General features: G+C 24.3%; 19 protein-coding genes. 4 read left to right on the top strand and 15 right to left on the bottom strand.

Annotated elements, in window-relative coordinates:
* Position 1: 1 nt before the first annotated feature.
* The 4 genes from AACK92_RS00590 (at position 2) to AACK92_RS00575 (ending at position 1,501) form a co-directional block, all read left to right on the top strand.
* On the top strand, positions 2-439 hold the full coding sequence (locus tag AACK92_RS00590; RefSeq protein ID WP_339021075.1) for an integrase core domain-containing protein: 438 nt from the start codon (positions 2-4) through the stop codon (positions 437-439).
* Between the two features lie 100 nt (positions 440-539).
* Positions 540-824, top strand: a complete 285-nt coding sequence (locus AACK92_RS00585; RefSeq protein WP_339021074.1) for a hypothetical protein — start codon at positions 540-542, stop codon at positions 822-824.
* Positions 803-1,024, top strand: a complete 222-nt coding sequence (locus AACK92_RS00580) for a hypothetical protein (RefSeq protein ID WP_339021073.1) — start codon at positions 803-805, stop codon at positions 1,022-1,024. Before AACK92_RS00585 ends, AACK92_RS00580 begins: the two co-directional genes overlap by 22 nt.
* 39 nt (positions 1,025-1,063) lie before the next feature.
* Complete coding sequence (locus AACK92_RS00575; protein ID WP_339021071.1) at positions 1,064-1,501, top strand: DDE-type integrase/transposase/recombinase; 438 nt, start codon at positions 1,064-1,066, stop codon at positions 1,499-1,501.
* A gap of 239 nt (positions 1,502-1,740) precedes the next feature.
* Here the strand turns inward: AACK92_RS00575 and AACK92_RS00570 are convergent, their stop codons facing one another.
* The 15 genes from AACK92_RS00570 to AACK92_RS00500 all read right to left on the bottom strand — a co-directional run bounded on the left by AACK92_RS00570 (position 1,741) and on the right by AACK92_RS00500 (position 16,652).
* Complete coding sequence (locus tag AACK92_RS00570; RefSeq protein WP_339021069.1) at positions 1,741-2,217, bottom strand: PTS glucose transporter subunit IIA; 477 nt, start codon at positions 2,215-2,217, stop codon at positions 1,741-1,743.
* A gap of 58 nt (positions 2,218-2,275) precedes the next feature.
* A complete protein-coding gene (locus tag AACK92_RS00565; protein WP_339021067.1) occupies positions 2,276-2,836 on the bottom strand; it encodes a DNA-3-methyladenine glycosylase I in 561 nt (186 codons plus the stop codon).
* A gap of 54 nt (positions 2,837-2,890) precedes the next feature.
* Entirely contained in the window at positions 2,891-4,609 is a 1,719-nt protein-coding gene (ptsP, locus tag AACK92_RS00560; RefSeq protein WP_339021065.1) for a phosphoenolpyruvate--protein phosphotransferase, read from the bottom strand.
* Between the two features lie 144 nt (positions 4,610-4,753).
* Positions 4,754-5,233, bottom strand: a complete 480-nt coding sequence (locus AACK92_RS00555) for a hypothetical protein (protein ID WP_339021063.1) — start codon at positions 5,231-5,233, stop codon at positions 4,754-4,756.
* A 37-nt stretch (positions 5,234-5,270) separates the two neighbouring features.
* Positions 5,271-6,479, bottom strand: coding sequence for a hypothetical protein (locus AACK92_RS00550; protein WP_339021061.1), 1,209 nt, complete (start codon positions 6,477-6,479; stop codon positions 5,271-5,273).
* Between the two features lies 1 nt (position 6,480).
* On the bottom strand, positions 6,481-7,059 hold the full coding sequence (locus AACK92_RS00545) for an ATP-binding cassette domain-containing protein (RefSeq protein ID WP_339021059.1): 579 nt from the start codon (positions 7,057-7,059) through the stop codon (positions 6,481-6,483).
* Positions 7,060-7,086: 27 nt separating this feature from the next.
* Positions 7,087-7,572 carry a hypothetical protein gene (locus tag AACK92_RS00540; protein ID WP_339021058.1) on the bottom strand — a complete coding sequence of 162 codons (486 nt, stop codon included), beginning with the start codon at positions 7,570-7,572 and terminating at the stop codon, positions 7,087-7,089.
* A 24-nt stretch (positions 7,573-7,596) separates the two neighbouring features.
* On the bottom strand, positions 7,597-8,199 hold the full coding sequence (locus AACK92_RS00535; protein WP_339021057.1) for a hypothetical protein: 603 nt from the start codon (positions 8,197-8,199) through the stop codon (positions 7,597-7,599).
* Positions 8,200-8,314: 115 nt separating this feature from the next.
* Positions 8,315-9,160 (bottom strand): hypothetical protein, encoded by an 846-nt coding sequence (locus tag AACK92_RS00530; RefSeq protein WP_339021055.1) that lies wholly within the window; start codon positions 9,158-9,160, stop codon positions 8,315-8,317.
* Positions 9,160-9,906 (bottom strand): ABC transporter ATP-binding protein, encoded by a 747-nt coding sequence (locus AACK92_RS00525; protein WP_339021054.1) that lies wholly within the window; start codon positions 9,904-9,906, stop codon positions 9,160-9,162. Before AACK92_RS00525 ends, AACK92_RS00530 begins: the two co-directional genes overlap by 1 nt.
* Before the next feature lie 77 nt (positions 9,907-9,983).
* Complete coding sequence (gene nrdE, locus AACK92_RS00520; protein ID WP_339021053.1) at positions 9,984-12,149, bottom strand: class 1b ribonucleoside-diphosphate reductase subunit alpha; 2,166 nt, start codon at positions 12,147-12,149, stop codon at positions 9,984-9,986.
* On the bottom strand, positions 12,142-12,609 hold the full coding sequence (gene nrdI, locus AACK92_RS00515; RefSeq protein WP_339021051.1) for a class Ib ribonucleoside-diphosphate reductase assembly flavoprotein NrdI: 468 nt from the start codon (positions 12,607-12,609) through the stop codon (positions 12,142-12,144). Before nrdI ends, nrdE begins: the two co-directional genes overlap by 8 nt.
* A gap of 3 nt (positions 12,610-12,612) precedes the next feature.
* Positions 12,613-13,635, bottom strand: a complete 1,023-nt coding sequence (nrdF, locus tag AACK92_RS00510; protein ID WP_339021050.1) for a class 1b ribonucleoside-diphosphate reductase subunit beta — start codon at positions 13,633-13,635, stop codon at positions 12,613-12,615.
* A gap of 502 nt (positions 13,636-14,137) precedes the next feature.
* Positions 14,138-14,401, bottom strand: coding sequence for an HPr family phosphocarrier protein (locus tag AACK92_RS00505; RefSeq protein ID WP_339021049.1), 264 nt, complete (start codon positions 14,399-14,401; stop codon positions 14,138-14,140).
* Between the two features lie 76 nt (positions 14,402-14,477).
* Positions 14,478-16,652 carry an ATP-dependent helicase gene (locus tag AACK92_RS00500; RefSeq protein WP_339021048.1) on the bottom strand — a complete coding sequence of 725 codons (2,175 nt, stop codon included), beginning with the start codon at positions 16,650-16,652 and terminating at the stop codon, positions 14,478-14,480.

Genomic DNA, 16,652 nt, shown 5'->3' with positions numbered 1-16,652 from the left:
GATGAAAAAGACACTAAGTTATAAAGGACAAAAAATAGATTATTTCTTAACTTTAAGAGATCAAAAATTTATTAGATTAAAATTAGATGATACAAATATTTATGTTTCTGCTCCATATCAAGTCTATAATTGAGAAGTTGAACAATTAATATATAGAAATAAAAAATATTTAGGTCCAATATTATTACATTCAGATAATGGAAATCAATATACTTCTGAAAACTACATAAATTTATGTAATGATTTGCAAATCATTAGAAGTTATTCAAAACCAGGAACACCTCATCATAATGGCAAGCATGAAAGTTTTCATAGTCGTTTAAAAGATGAAACTATAAGAACATGTCATATTGAAAACATCAATCAATGCTTAAAAATAGCATGAGCATGATTAGATTTTTATAATAATGATAGAATTAGAATAAATAAAAAATGATAAAAAAAAACGTTCCCTCTATAGGGGGAACCTTCATTCTAGACTGAGTTGAAAAAAGTAGGCATTAAAATTTATTTAAAATATTTAAAAGGAAGAAAAAAATATGGCAAAACTTGGTCAAAAATTTAGTAAATATAGTGAAGAATTTAAAGTAAATGTAATACTTTATGCAAATGAAAACGGTGTAACAAAAGCTTATAAAAAATATAAAGTGCCAATGGGAACAATTGGAACCTGACAATCAATCTATAGAACAGATAATAATTTATGCATTAATACAAAATCTAAAGAAGATAAATCAGAATTAGAAAATTTGAAGGAGAAATATGAATCCTTAAAAAAGTCTTTAACCTCATGAGAAACTACATGTCTAAAGAGGAAAAAATAAATTTTATTAAATCAAGAGATTATAAAACAACAATTAAGGAACTACTCGAGTTACTAAATTTTAAAAAATCCTATTGAGATAAATATAAAAATCATTTTTTCATAGATAAAAAAAATAAATTTGATTATATAAAATACGATATTTTAAAAGTATTTAATGATAATAGAAAGCAATTTGGATATAGGCAAGTTTCAAAATAACTATCTCATAAATATTCAACATATATAATTCGAAAAGTAATGCGAGAAAATAAAATTATAGCTAGATTTGCTAAAAATCAATTAAAAAAAGCAAATAAAAGAAAACTACAAAATTCAAATGTAGAATATCCAGATCTTGTTCAAAGAAAATATAGTGCTGTCAAAGAAAAATACAAAATTTTATATACAGATATTACTTATTTAATTTGAAAAGGAAAGAAAGCTTATAAATCAACAATAATCGATGGATTCACAAAAGAAGTTATTTCATCAGATATTTCTTATAAAATGTCTGCAAAATTTGTAATTGCTACTTTAAAAAGAGCAATTAATGTTATTAAAAAAATAAAAGATCCGAGTGGAATAATTATTCACTCAGATCACGGAGTTCAATACACAAGCAAAACGTGAAAAACTGTTTGTGATTTGAACAATTTAATTATATCAATGGGAGCGAAAAAAAACATATGCAGATAACATTGTTATTGAAAGTTATCACTCTTTACTTAAAAAAGGAACAATTCATAATAAAAAATATGAATCACTTTAACATTATATAACTGATGTTATTGAATGAGATAAATGATATAACTCAAAAAAATCTCAAAATAGTTTTTTAAATATAGAATGAAAAAATAAAGATGTCTTTTATGGCACAATAACTATATAAATAAAAAAAATAGGCATAAATATGCCTACTCACTTTATACTTATTTCTACTTTACTTGAGCTACTAAGTCACCTTTTTTAACTTTTCCAGTTTTAAGAATATCAAAACTTTTTCCACTCATTGAATCAACTGTAAAAATTAATGGTGTATGCATTGAAGGAACTTTAGCAGCTACACTTTTAACATCAACATTTACTAATAAGTCACCTTTTTTAATACTTTGACCTTGTTTTACTTTTATATCAAATCCCTCTCCATTTAATGAAACTGTATCTAAACCAATGTGTAATAAAATTTCAACTCCATTTGAATTTACTATTCCATAAGCATGACCACTTGGAAAAACTGTTACTAATTTACCATCTATCGGTGCTACAAACTCTCCATTTTCAGGAATAAAAGCTAATCCATCCCCTAACATTTTTTCTGAAAAAACTTCATCTTCAACTTTTGAAAGATCTATTATTTCACCATCTACTGGTGCAAATACATCTAAACTTTTATTTTTTGTAAATAATCCCATATTAACTTCTCCTCAAAACTAATTTTACAATAAAAACTTGATTTCTTCACTTTTTAAATTATAAATATTTAACAAAACAATCATTTATATGATCATTTATAATTCCAATAGCTTGTAAAAACGAATATACAGTTACAGCACCCAAAAATTTAAAACCTCGCTTCTTTAAATCTTTAGAGATTTTAAGGGAAAGCTCACTTTGAGAAGGTATTTGGGACATTTCATCTCATTTATTTACTATTTGTTGATATTGAACAAAATTTCAAATATATTTGTCAAATGTTCCAAATTCTTTTTGAATTTTTATAAAATTTTGAGAGTTTGATAAAACTGATTCTATTTTTAACCTATTTCTTATAATATTTTTATTTGTTAATAATTCTTCTATTTTATTTTGATTTCAATTTACAATTAAATTATAATTAAAATCATCAAAAGCTTTTCTAAATTCCTCTCTTTTTAAAAGAATTGTTAATCAACTCAATCCTGCTTGCATAGTTTCTAATATAAGATTTTCAAAAAGAATTTTATCATTATGTATAATTTTTGCTCATTCATTATCATGGTATTTAATTAACTCTTTATTTTGACTTTTTCAATCACATCTTTTATTTTTCATTTATTTTTTCCTTTTTAAAATTTGTTCAAATAAAAAAAGCCTAAAGGCTAATAATTATTTATTTTTCATTAAATCTTTAACTAATTTTAATACTTGATCTGAAGTTTCACATTCAAGTGCTTTATTAGCTAATTGTTGTGTTTCTTTTAAAGTAAGTTTTGACATAATGCTTCTTGCTTTTAAAATACTTGTAGCTGACATTGAATAGGCATCAAGACCTAATCCCATTAATAATGGAATTGCATCTGGCTCTCCTGCCATTTCTCCACACATTCCAGCTCATTTTCCATATTTGTGTGCTCCATCAATTGTCATTTTTAATAATCTTAAAATTGAAGGATTATATGGTTGATATAAGTAAGTTACATTTTCACTCATTCTATCTGCAGCCATTGTATATTGAATTAAATCATTTGTTCCCACTGAAAAGAAATCAGCATTTTTTGCAAAATTTTCTGCATTAACTGCAGCTGCAGGTATTTCAACCATCATACCTATTTCTAAATCTGTTCCAATTTTTTGACCTTCTTTTTCTAATTCAGCTTTACAATCCAATGTAAATTTCTTTGCTGCTAAAAATTCATCAACTGTTGCAATCATTGGAAACATAATTCCTACTGGTCCAAATGCACTTGCTCTTAATAAAGCTCTAATTTGATCTTTAAAAATATCTTTTCTATCTAAAGTAAATCTAATAGCTCTATATCCTAAAAAAGGATTCATTTCATCTGGGAATGAAAAATATGATAGTTTTTTATCTCCACCAATATCTAAAGTTCTAATAACTGTAATTTTACCATTCATTTCTTCAACAACTTTTTTGTATGAAATAAATTGTTCTTCTTCTGTTGGAAAATGGTCATTATCCATATATAAGAACTCACTTCTGAATAATCCAATTGCTTCTCCACCATTTTCTAAAACTGAAGCTACATCTTTTGGACTTCCAATGTTTCCTTCTAATATAAATCCGTCAAATCCATCTTTAGTTAAAGTTGGTTGATTTTTTAGTTTCTGTAATTCCACTTTTTCTTTTACAAATTTCTCTACAAGTTTCTCTCACTCTTCTTTATTTTTAGGATTTATTTCAACATCTCCAGTTTCACCATTTAGTGCCAAAATATCATTTTCTTTTACATCATGTACAATTGTTTTTAATCCTAAAACTGCTGGAATTTCTAAACTTCTTGCCATAATTGCAGCATGACTAGTTCTTCCCCCAATATTACATGCAAAACCCTTTACAAATTTTGGGTTTAATTGTGCTGTTTGTGATGGTGTTAAATCTTCTGCAACAATAATAACTTCTTCATTTATTGTTGCTAAATCTGCAACTGGTAGATTTAAAACATATCTAATTAATCTCTCTGTTACATCTTTAACATCTGCAGCTCTTTCTTTAAAATAATCATCATCCATTGCTTCAAACATTGAAATATATTTGTCAGCTACTTCTTTAATAGCTCTTGCTGCATTATATTTTTTTTCTTTTAATAAATTTGTAAATTCTTCTTCCATTGCTGGATCTTCTAAAATTGATGCATGTGCTTCAAAAATAGCTGCTTTCTCTTCACCTAATTTTTCTTTTGCAATAGATTGTAATTTTATTAAATCGTTCTTTGCTTTCTCTATAGATGAAGTTATAATTGACAATTCTGAATCAACATTTTTAGTTGATTCTTTTGAAATAATAATTGGTTTTTCATCAAGTATATATACTTTTGCAAAAGATATACCATTACTTGCTCCAATTCCTGATAATTTTTTAGACATTGATATTCCTCCTGATAAACAAATATATTATACACAATTTATGAGCTTTAATAATTGAAACTAAAGATAAAAAATAGATAAAAAAATAAAATATCCAACAGTTTTAAAAAACTGCTGGATATTTTATTAAAAGCTTTCTAATATCTAAATTTTAGATTTTCTAGATCATAATAAATAAACAAGATACATCATTGCAAAACTTATTAATAAATACATTAAATAATCTAATAAAGTACTAAATCCCATTTTTTTCTTTAATACTAAATCTTTAAAAATTGGTTCTAAGGGTTTATTTTGATCTTGATCACTACGATTTCTAATATCTACTTTATTTAAATCTTCATAATTTGAAAATCCTGTTGTTATTCCTGAATAAGATAGAAGTGAATTTGAGAAAATTAAATCCTTATTCATTGCTTTACCAAATAATTGTCCATACATTATAGAAAAATGTTGAAATATGTTTAAATTATTTTTTAAAATAGAGCTATTAACTCATTGTTGATAAGTTGAATAAACTTCATCTTGTTTAAACATAGTACTAGTACTTGAGCTTCTATAAAGTTCAGTTTTTGACATCATTGTATTTAATCAAGTTTCAGTAATAATATCATTTATTATCATTAATTCTAGATATCTTTTATAAACTATATTTACTGTTTTATTTATTTCTTCTTCAAAATTGTTTTGATAATCATTTAGATAAAGGAGTTAAATCATGAAATTCTTGTGAATTATCATTTTTATTTATAAAACCACCCATATAACCAGGTTTTGAAACAGGAGGTTTATTATTAGGTTTCATACCATTTAAAATTTCCTGATAAATAGGATTTAATATTTTTTCAAATATTTCTGTTCCACTTAATACATTTTTAGGTGCAAATGCTAAATTTTCATTATCATATGAATATTTTAAATTTGGTTTTCCCCCATATAAAGATTTTTCTAATATTGAAATATCTTTTGCTTCAACTATATTTTTTTTAGAAACTAAATTGTAATAATAAAAATCTGTTACATTAATTTTTTTTGTTTTTAATGACCCATTGTCATTAATTGCTTTTGAAAAATTTGATTGTTGATTATTATTTTGATCTAAATCATTAAAAACAAAATTTATATTTTCATCATCTTTAAATGTATTATAAAAAGAATTTGCAATTTCTAATTTTAAATTTAAATTCATTACCAATTTATTGTTATTCAATTGATCATTATCAAATAATATAGAAATTGAAGATATCATCCCTGAAAAAACTAAGATTAAAGAAATAAAAATATTTAGCATAACGCTTCAAGCAATAGAACAAATAATAGTTATAAAAAATATTATTGGTGTTCCAAAAAATATTAAGAATAAATAAAAAATACATGTACTAAATATTATTCCTAAAATTAAATCAAATTTAAATAAAACTGATGATGAAGTTAAGATAGTAATTAATGTATTTATACCTCACAATCCTGCAGTAAATGTAATAAATACTAATAATCTCAATAAGAAAGTTGACTTAAATTTCATTCCAGATCTAGTCTCAATATTTTGAATACCATCTAGCATTTGTTTTTTAATAAGTTCTGTTGACATAATTATCATAAATAATATAAAGAAAAATACTTGAATAATATATCCAATAGATAACATTATTAATCCAAAAGACATAATAGTATATGGATTTTTTGCAGTACCAGCAGTAACTCATGAAAAAATTAATGTAATTATTATTGACATAATTGAAGTAGCTAATATACCCTTATTTCTAATTAATCTCTTTAAATTAATTAAATATAAAGTTTTAAAACCATTAAATTTATTTTCCTTTTTAGGTTTCTTAAGCTTAACTAAATTTAATGTTGTTTTTTCCATATTAACTCACCAACCCTTCATTTAAACTGTAAATTTCTTTTAAAAGTTTTTCACCATTATTTTTTTCTGCCATTACATCTTTATAAAGTTGCGATATTAATTCTTTTTTATTATCAAAATCTTTTTCTAAAACTACCTCTCCATCACGAATAAAAACTACATAATTTGCAACTTCTTGAAGTTCTTCAAGAATATGACTTGTAATTAAAATTGTAACTCCTATATTTGATAATTCATGAAGAATATTCATAAATGACAATTTTGCTTCTACGTCAACATTAGCTGTTGGTTCATCAAATACTATATATTCAGGAGTTCTTACCAAAACACTTGCCATTATAGCTCTTTTTTTTCAACCTGCACTTAAACTTTTAATTTTTTTATTAATATATGGTTCTAAAGATAACATCTTAAATATTTTATTTGCTCTTTCCTTAGCTTCTTTTTTAGGAATACTGTTAACAGCACAAATATATGCTACATAATCTTTAAGTTTCATATTTAAAGGGACACTATTTGAATCAGGAAAAAAAGCAATTCTTTGAAGATTTTCTTCTTCAAAAATACTTTTTCCATCCATTAATATTTCGCCTTGTTCTAATTTAAGTTATCCAAAAAGAGCTTTAATAGTTGTAGTTTTACCAGCACCATTATCTCCAACAAATGCTAATGGAATTATTAGTATAAAGTACATTGCATATGCTAAAGGTATCATAAATACAACTCTTTTTTTAATTTGAACTTTTTCATATACTGGTTCCATTTGTGATCCAGGAGTTTTATTTTCTGAATTGTAGTTCTCAAAATCAAATATATTTGAAATATTTAAAAATTGACCTTGATAAAATATTGTACTTTCAGTATTATATGAATCATTTAACAATACTTGTGAAAATAATCCTGATGACATTGCTGCAAAGTGTCTAAATAAATCTGTTTTTAAAGTATTTGATTTAACAGTAGAATCATGATAATTGTATAAACTTTCTTCAATAGAGTCTCCGATACTAAATTCCATTGAATCTCTTCATAAATTAATTATTAATTGATTAATAATTGTTAATTCAGGAAATTTTTTATAAACTTCAGCCATATTATTATTGCTTTGTATATTTTCTTAATTTGTATCATAAACTGATATAGGTTTTTTATCACTACCATTTAAAGTTAAGAAACAAAAATAATCATTTGGACTATTATTTTGAGTTTGATTTTCAGATTCATAAAATTTCTTTCAAGAGTAAAAATGTATTTTATTTTTATTATGTTTATCAAGTTCATACGCTAAAGGAGTATCCATTATTCCATGGTATATAGCTTCTTTTGAATTAAAAGCTTTACCAATACTTTTGCTTTCAGAAATAATAATTGTTTTATATTTATTATAATAATTATTTATAAAATTAAATACTGTTGAATATTGAGGAAGTTTTAAAGATATTTCCTTTATAAAGTTATTTATATTCATATCTACTGTATTAATACTTTTCCCATAATATGAATTTAAGTTTTTAACAAAAATAGAAGGAATTAAATTTGAATTATTATCTTTTATACTATTTTGATTATCCAATACACTTTGATTTATATCCTTTAATAAATTTCATATTGGAGTAGTTTCTAATAAATAATTATTTGTTACTTCTTTTAAATTTTGCTTACTGTTCTTTTTAAACATATCATAATTATAATAAACTTGACCAAAAGCCATATTTCTCATAACTATATTAATTGCTTTATCATAATCATATTTTTCATTACTAATAAATTCATTTTTTTAAGTTTCAACTTGGAAGCAATTCACTAGGAACTATTTTACTATTATATTTACCTGATTAATTGCTTTGTGTTTCTTCATATACTTTTAAAGGTTCTAGAACCTCTTTTAAATATAAATTAATTCCTTTTAAAGATTTAGAATTATTATTACCATCATTATCGTTGAATCATTCTTGATTTGATTTTGTAGTATTGTAAAAATCTTGTGCACCGATCATTTTGATATTTGCTTTGTAATTTTCTATAGTACTATCACCTGTCAACATATATTTAAATGATGCAAACATTGGAGACATTGTAAGTACTACCATAAACAACATACCAAATGCTGTAGATAATGAAGTTTTAAAAAATACCATAATAGTAGATAATACTATTGTTGAAAAATATGCTAAAAAGTAGAAAAAGAAAACTTGTGAATAATGTAAATTCAAGAAAAATGTAGTATTACTTAAACTAGAAAAATTTAAAATTAAAGCAACTACTAATGTTGTTGTTATATAAATAGTTGCAACTGTAAAAATAATAAGCACTCTAATTAAGTAAGACTTTCAAGTTTTATAACCTGCTCTTAATTCAATTGAAGATATACCATCTTTTACTTGTTTTTTAAATAAATATAAAGAGTTTAAAAGTATATGAAAAATTAAAGTCATTCCTCCAAGTAAAAATGTTAAATATTTATAAACTCCATAATTACTTAATGAAGAAACTTCAATAACTTTTGTATATTCAACTATAAAAAAAATAATTGTTGTTAATGAAAAAATAAATCCACTAATAACTGATCCTGCGTTTTTAAGACTTAATTTTAAATTAATTAAATAAAGTAAAGTAAAATTTTTAAACTCTTTTGATTTATAATGTTTTTTTATTTTATTATTTTTTATTAGTTTTTCCATTATTCATTATCCTTTTTATTATATAAATCTCTTAAAATATATAAATATTTAATTGGTTCATTCATATGTCTTTTATAAACATCCATAATGTGCTCCTTCTTTTTATCAAAATTATTTGAATAAACTATTTGTCCTTTTTTAATTAAAACTAAATAATTTGCTAACTCTTGAAGTTCTTCAATAATATGACTAGTAATCAAAATTGTTATACCAACTTTAGAAAGTAATTTAAAAATATCTATAAAATATAATTTAGATTCAACATCAACATTAGCTGTTGGTTCATCAAAAATTATATATTCTGGTGATCTAACTAAAACACTTGCCATTATAGCTTTCTTTTTTCAACCAGAAGACAATTCTTTAATTTTTTTATCTTTATAAGGTCTAAGTTCCAATAATCTATAAACATTATCAATACTTAATTCTGTTCTTTTTTTATTCATATTATTTGCTGCACAAATATAATGTAAATATTCATGTACTCTAATATCTAGTGGAACATTATTTGAATCAGGAAAAAAGGCTACCTTAGATAAATTGTTATTTTTAAATAAGTCTTCTCCATCAATTAATATTTCTCCACTATCTATTTTTAATTCTCCAAAAAGTGCTTTAATAGTTGTAGTTTTACCAGCACCGTTATCTCCAACAAATGCTACTACAGCACCTTTTTCAATATTAAAACTAACATTTTCTAATCCAAAATTTCCTAATTTTCTGGATATATTTTTTATCTCTATCATAACTTTCTCCTTTAAAAATTATTATACATTACAAATATTTTATGAAAAAAAAATAAAAAACCTTTATAGTTTTTATTTTATATAACACAAGCATCACATTCATAATTTTCACTATTTTCAAGTACTTCTTGACGAACTCTAACATAATAAATTGAAGCACATCCTTTTTTAAAAGCTCTAATATATGCTTTATTTAAATCTCTTGTTGTTACTTGATCTGTCATAAATAATGTTAATGATATTGCTTGATCAACATGTTGTTGAGCTGCAGCTGCAATATCAATAATTGGATTTGGTCCAACTTCATATGCTCCTAATGAATAGTAACCCATATTATCAAAATCAATTTTATATGCAGGTACATAAACTCTTCCAAGTTTTCCCTCTTTTCTTACTTCAACTGGTGCAACTACAGGTTGTAAACTTGGTGTACATGAAGATAAGTAACTAATTGATCCAGTTGGAGCAACAGCCATTAAGTGCGAATTCGCTAATCCTGAAGATTGAATTTCTTTTGATAAAGAAATTCAATCTTCTTGACTTGGAATTGTAACATTATATTTTTCAAATATTTTTTTGACTGTATTTGATTCTGGAATTCACTTATTTTTTTCACATTTTGTATATTTTTCAAAGTATGAGCCATCAGCAAATTTAGAAATTTTAAATCCTGAAAATGAACCAAATTCTTTTGCTAATTTATTAGAGGCTTTAAAAGCATGAAAAGCCATTGTATAAAAGAAAATATTTGTAAAATCAATTGCTTCTGGAGAATTATAATAAATATGATTTGTTGCTAAAAATCCATGTAAATTCATAGCTCCTAAACCTAATGCATGATTATTTTTATTTCCATTTTCAATTGATTGAGCACTTGATAAATCACTATTTCTTGAAACATGATCTAAAGCAAGAATTGAGTTATAAATTACTTCTGAAAATTCTTCTCCACTTTCCATTGTTTTTGCAATATTCATACTTCCTAAATTACAACATATATCTTCACCAACTTTTGAAAAAGATAAATCAGAATTAAATTCACTTGGTGTAGAAACTTGAACAATTTCACTACATAAATTACTCATAACAATTCTTCCAGCTACTGGATGAGCATTATTATTATTTACAGTATCATCAAATAATAAATAAGGATATCCACTTTCAAAATGTAATTCAGCAATTGTTTGAAACAATTTTCTTGCATTAATATAAGTTTTTTTTATTTCTGAGTTTTTTAACATATTTTCATATTCTTCTGTTACAGAAATATCTGAAAATGGTTTTTTATAAACTCTTTCAATATCATAAGGACTAAATAAAGCCATTTCCTTATTTTCTTTTGCTAATTCAAAAGTAATATCTGGAATAACTACTCCCAATGACAATGATTTAATTCTAATTTTTTCATCAGCATTTTCACGTTTTGTATCTAAGAAAGACATAATGTCAGGGTGATGAACATTTAAGTAAACTGCTCCAGCTCCTTGTCTTTGTCCTAATTGATTTGCATATGAAAATGAATCCTCTAAAATTTTCATTACTGGAATAACACCTGTTGCTTGATTTTCAATATTTTTAATTGGTGCTCCAAATTCTCTTAGATTAGTTAAACATAAAGCAACCCCACCACCTCTTTTTGATAATTGTAATGAAGTGGTAACTGCTCTAGCAATTGATTCCATATTATCTTCTACTCTTAATAAGTAACAAGATACATACTCTCCTCTTTGCTTTTTACCTGCATTTAAAAATGTTGGTGTTGCTGGTTGAAATCTTCCCATAATTATTTGTTTTAAAATATTTTTAGCTTTTTGAAAATCACCACCAGCTAAAAATAAAGAATTTAAAACTACTCTATCTTCATAGTTTTCTAAATATTTTTTTCCATCAAATGATTTTAATCCATAAGCATTAAAGAATTTTAATGCTCCCATAAAACTTGGAAATTTAAAGTTAAATGAGTATGCATAATCTGTTAAATCTTCAATTTCTTTTATTGAATACTTTTCAATAACTTTTTCATCATAGTATTTATTTTTTACTAAATATTCTATTCTTTCTTTCACTGATGAAAATTTCATCATATTAGGTTCAATATGCTCTTTCATATACAATTCTGCTGCTTGAATATCTAGTTTAAAGTTATCTTGCCCTGGAACAAATAATTTTGCTCTAGCATTCAATTTTATATATTCATCAGATTCATTTGTTCCAGAAAGACTTTTGATACTATCTTTATTCATTTTCTTTTTCCTCTCATAAATCGTCTAAGATTTTTCTAACTGTATCAACATCATGTCTTGTTCCTAAAAGTTCAAATTGATATAAAAAAGGTACTTTTAATTTTTTTGAAATTATAGGTCCTGCAATAGCAAATGTGTCACCAAAATTTGTATTTCCTGATGCTATTACACCTCTACACAAATTTCTATTAACTTCATTATTTAAAAATTTTACAACTTGAGCTGGAACAGATCCTTTTTTATCTCCACCACCACCAGCATATGTTGGAGTTATTAAAACATATTCCTTATCTACAATTAATTCATTTTCTAAATCGTAAGGAATTCTTGAATAATTTACATCTAACTTTTCCATAAATCTATGTGTGTTGTTTGATATTGAGGAAAAATATACAACAAATACTTTTCCTTTTGGTTTTTTAATATATTTTTTAGATATTTTTATTACATCTTCATGCATTTTTTAAAATTCTCAATCTTCATCTGAAGTTTCTTCAGTAACACCCATAACATATGATGAACCATTTCCAGAAAAGAAATCATGATTTTCATCAGCTCTAGCTGATAATTGAGTAAAAATCTCAGGTTCAATTCTTGTCTCTTCTTCAGTAAATGGAGATTCATAACCTAAGTTTTGTAAAAACTTTCCAGCATTATATAAACTAAATCTTACTGCATCATCTGCAATTCCAAATCCATCATATAACTCATATAAAAATTTATTTTCTAAATCAATCAATTCATATAATAAATCAAAAACAAATTTTTTCATTTCAGCTTGTTCTTTAGGAGATAATTTTTCAACTTTTCTTTGATATTTATAACCACTATAATAGTTATGAATAACTTTATCTCTTAAAATTAATCTTATTATATCTGAAGTATTTGGTAATTTACCACGAGATGATAAATAAAATGGTAAATAAAATCCACCATATAATAAAAACCCTGGCATAAGTGCTGCTGCTACTTTAGATTTTAAAGAATCATTTCCCACATAATAAGGAATTAAAGCCTTAGCTCTTTCTTGCAAACTTTTACAATTAATTACTCATTCATGCGCTTCTTCAATTTGTTCACTTGAACATAAAGTAGAAAAAATTGTTCCATATGATCTTGCATGAACTGCTACCATAAATGCAAAATTAGTATAAATTACTTGTTCATGATCTGTTAATGAATTTGGAACTTGTGCAACATCTCCTACAGTTGCTTGTATTGTATCAAGCAATGTTAATCCTGTAAAAGTTCTTGTAACTAATTGTTGTCATTCTGGAGTTAAAGTTTTTCAAGATACTAAATCATTTGAAACTGGAATTTTTTCAGGTAATCAGAAATTTTGAGTTGCTCTATTTCAAACCTCTAAATCTTTATCATCATTCATAATATTTCAATTTACTGATCTCATTCTTCCTTTAAATTTACTCATTGCAAACTCAATTGGAGAAAGAGAATCGTAATAGTACTGGTTTTTTTTCTTTGCCATAATTTTATGTTACCTTTCCTAAGATTTCTATACTTTTATAGAATTATGTGCACTAAATGCACCTTATATTATAATTAATACCTAAAATTAAATTACTAAAAATGATTAATTTTTAAAATTAATCATTTCACAAAATACTTTTTTAGTGAAACAAAAACACGATTTTTGTATCGTGGCTAAAATATTATCAAATAAATATTCTCTTTTATAGCCAGTAAAAGATTTAATAAAAAGACGTGCTATCTGACTCAAATTGTTATAAATTAATATTCTAATTTATATCCTTATTACAGGTGCTGGTACAGTTTTGGACTTTCACCAAATTTACAAAGTCTTTTTTTCGTGAAATTGTGTTTTTTATTCCAATATTGTTATAACTAAAAAAAGGAAAAAAGATACCCTTTTTTTAAAAAAATTAATATTAAAATATTTATACTATTATTTATTTTTATATATTGAATTTTAATTAAACAAAAAAACCTTTTAAAGGGTTTTGTTATTACTAGATAATTGAGTTATCTTTCATTGCTTTTTCAATTGTTTCAATAGCTTCTTTTTCATCTTCGCCATTTGCTTCAATTGTAATTTCAGCACCTGTTTTAACTGCAAGTGCCATAACGTTCATAATTGATTTTAAATTACCTTCTTTGTCTCCACATTTAATTTTAATTTCTGAAGCAAATTTTGAAGCTTCTTTAGTTAAAACTGATGCAGGTCTTGCATGTAATCCAACTGGATCAATTACTTTAGCTGTGAATGAAGTCATGTATTATCCTCCTTAACAATATTATTTTATATAAAAAAGTATTTTATACAAGAAAAAAATTTTTTTCTTGTATAAATTAATCTATTTTTTCTCATGAACTTGAATTTATTGGTATCATTTTAATACCCTGTTTTGGATCATCAAAAGCAACTGAAATATGCTTTTCAATAACTTTAATTACATTCCCTTTTCCAAAAATCATATGTTTAATTTTATCTCCTTTAACAACACCAGCTTCTAATTTTATTGGTTTAATTTCTAAGTTTTTAGCACTACCTCTATAACTACTTGATATATCATTATTTGAATGAAAATAAATACTTTTTTCAATCTCATATAAATCTGGATTTAATTCTTGAATAAATCTAGAAGGACCTAATTCTCCACTTGAAATATAAGAATATTCTCCAGAAACATAAGAAATAAAAAGTTTTTCCTGGGCTCTTGTTATTGCAACATAAAATGCCCTTCTTTCTTCTTCTAAACTTTCCATTGAATAAAAACTCATTTTTGAAGGAAAAACATCTTTATTTAAACCAACAATAAAAATGACTTTATTTTCTAATCCTTTTGCTGAATGAATAGTTAATAAAGTTACTTTATTAACTTCTTTTAAATTATCTTCATCACTAGATAAAGCCTGTTCTTGTAAAAAATTTATAGTTCTATTAATTTCTTTCTCAGATTGATTATAATCAAAATCATATTTCTCCATTTGATCATAATAAGCTTCTAAATTTTGTAAAGATTCTAAATCTTCTTTATCTTTTAAATCTAATCTATCTTTATATACAGACTCTTTAACAAGTAATTCTGCTAATTCTAATAAACTTTTATTCTCTTTAAAAAGTTTTCTTGCTTTTATTAAACACTCTATTAGTTCATTTAAATTTTTTGAAATTGAATAAACCTCTTCTTTATATTTTGTTAAAAAATCAAACAAATTAATGTTTAAATCATAAGCTGCTTGTTTTAATTTTGAAGCAGTTACTGCACCAACTTTTGGTGTAAATCCAAAAACTCTATCTATTGCTAAATCATCTTTAAAAGCAATAGTTCTTAATAATGCAGTAACATCTTTAATAATTTTTCTATCTCTAAATTTAAATCCTCCAATTAATTGAAATGGTATTTTTTGATTTTGAAATTCTTTTTCAAACTCCTGAGATCAAGCATTAGTTCGATATAAAACATACATGTCTGAGTATTTATATTCTTTTGTTTCAACTAACTCTTTAATTTTTTTAGAGACAAATTTTGCTTCAAAATTTCTTGAAGCAACTTCTTTTACATGAACTATTTCTCCTTCCTTTTTTCGTGTGAAAATATCTTTTTTCTCTCTATTTTTATTATTATCAATAAAATAATTTGCAATGTCTAAAATAGGTTTTGTAGATCTATAATTTTCAGTTAACATAATAGTTCTTGCATTTTTAAACTCACTTTTAAAATTTAAAATGATATTAACTTTTGCTCCTCTTCATGAATAAATTGTTTGATCAGGATCACCAAAAACAGTTAAATTATTTCTTGATTTTGTTAATCACTTAATTAAATCAAATTGAGTATAATTTGTATCTTGAAATTCATCAACCATAATATAATCAAAACGCATTTTTCACTTTTCTCTGATATCTATATTCTCATTAAACAATTTATGTACTTTTAAAATCAAATCATCAAAATCTAAATAGTTTTTATCACATAAATATTGCTCATAATCTCTATAAACTTTTGCTCATTTTTTTTCCACTATATTAAAAGTTTCTTCATAAGCTTCTTCCCAAGTTAATTGTTTTGTTTTTCAATTACTTATTTTTGATAAAATCTTTTTTTCTGGCTTATTTTTATCATCTCTGATGTCTAATTTTTTTACAATTTCTCTAATTATTTTATTTTGATCAGAATTATCAATTATTGTAAAATCCTTTGATAAACCAATATATTCACAATCTTCTCTTAAAACTCGAACACAAAAAGAGTGAAAAGTTGTTATCATGGGATTTCTATCTAAATTTGGAAGTATTTTTTTTACTCTATCTTTCATTTCTTGAGCTGCTTTATTAGTAAATGTTACAGCCAATATTTTAAAAGGACTTATTTTTTCTTTTTCTATTAGATATGCAACCTTAGTTGTAATAACTCTTGTTTTACCACTTCCTGCACAAGCTATAATTCTTAAAGGAATATCTGTTGTAATTACAGAATCCAATTGCTCATCATTTAACTCTTTTAATAAATTTTCTATCAT

The organism is Spiroplasma endosymbiont of Atherix ibis (assembly GCF_964020005.1).
Lineage (GTDB): Bacteria > Bacillota_I > Bacilli_A > Mycoplasmatales > Mycoplasmataceae > Spiroplasma_A.
Note: the sequence above shows the minus strand (reverse complement) of the source record. Positions and strands in the feature narration are given on the sequence as shown.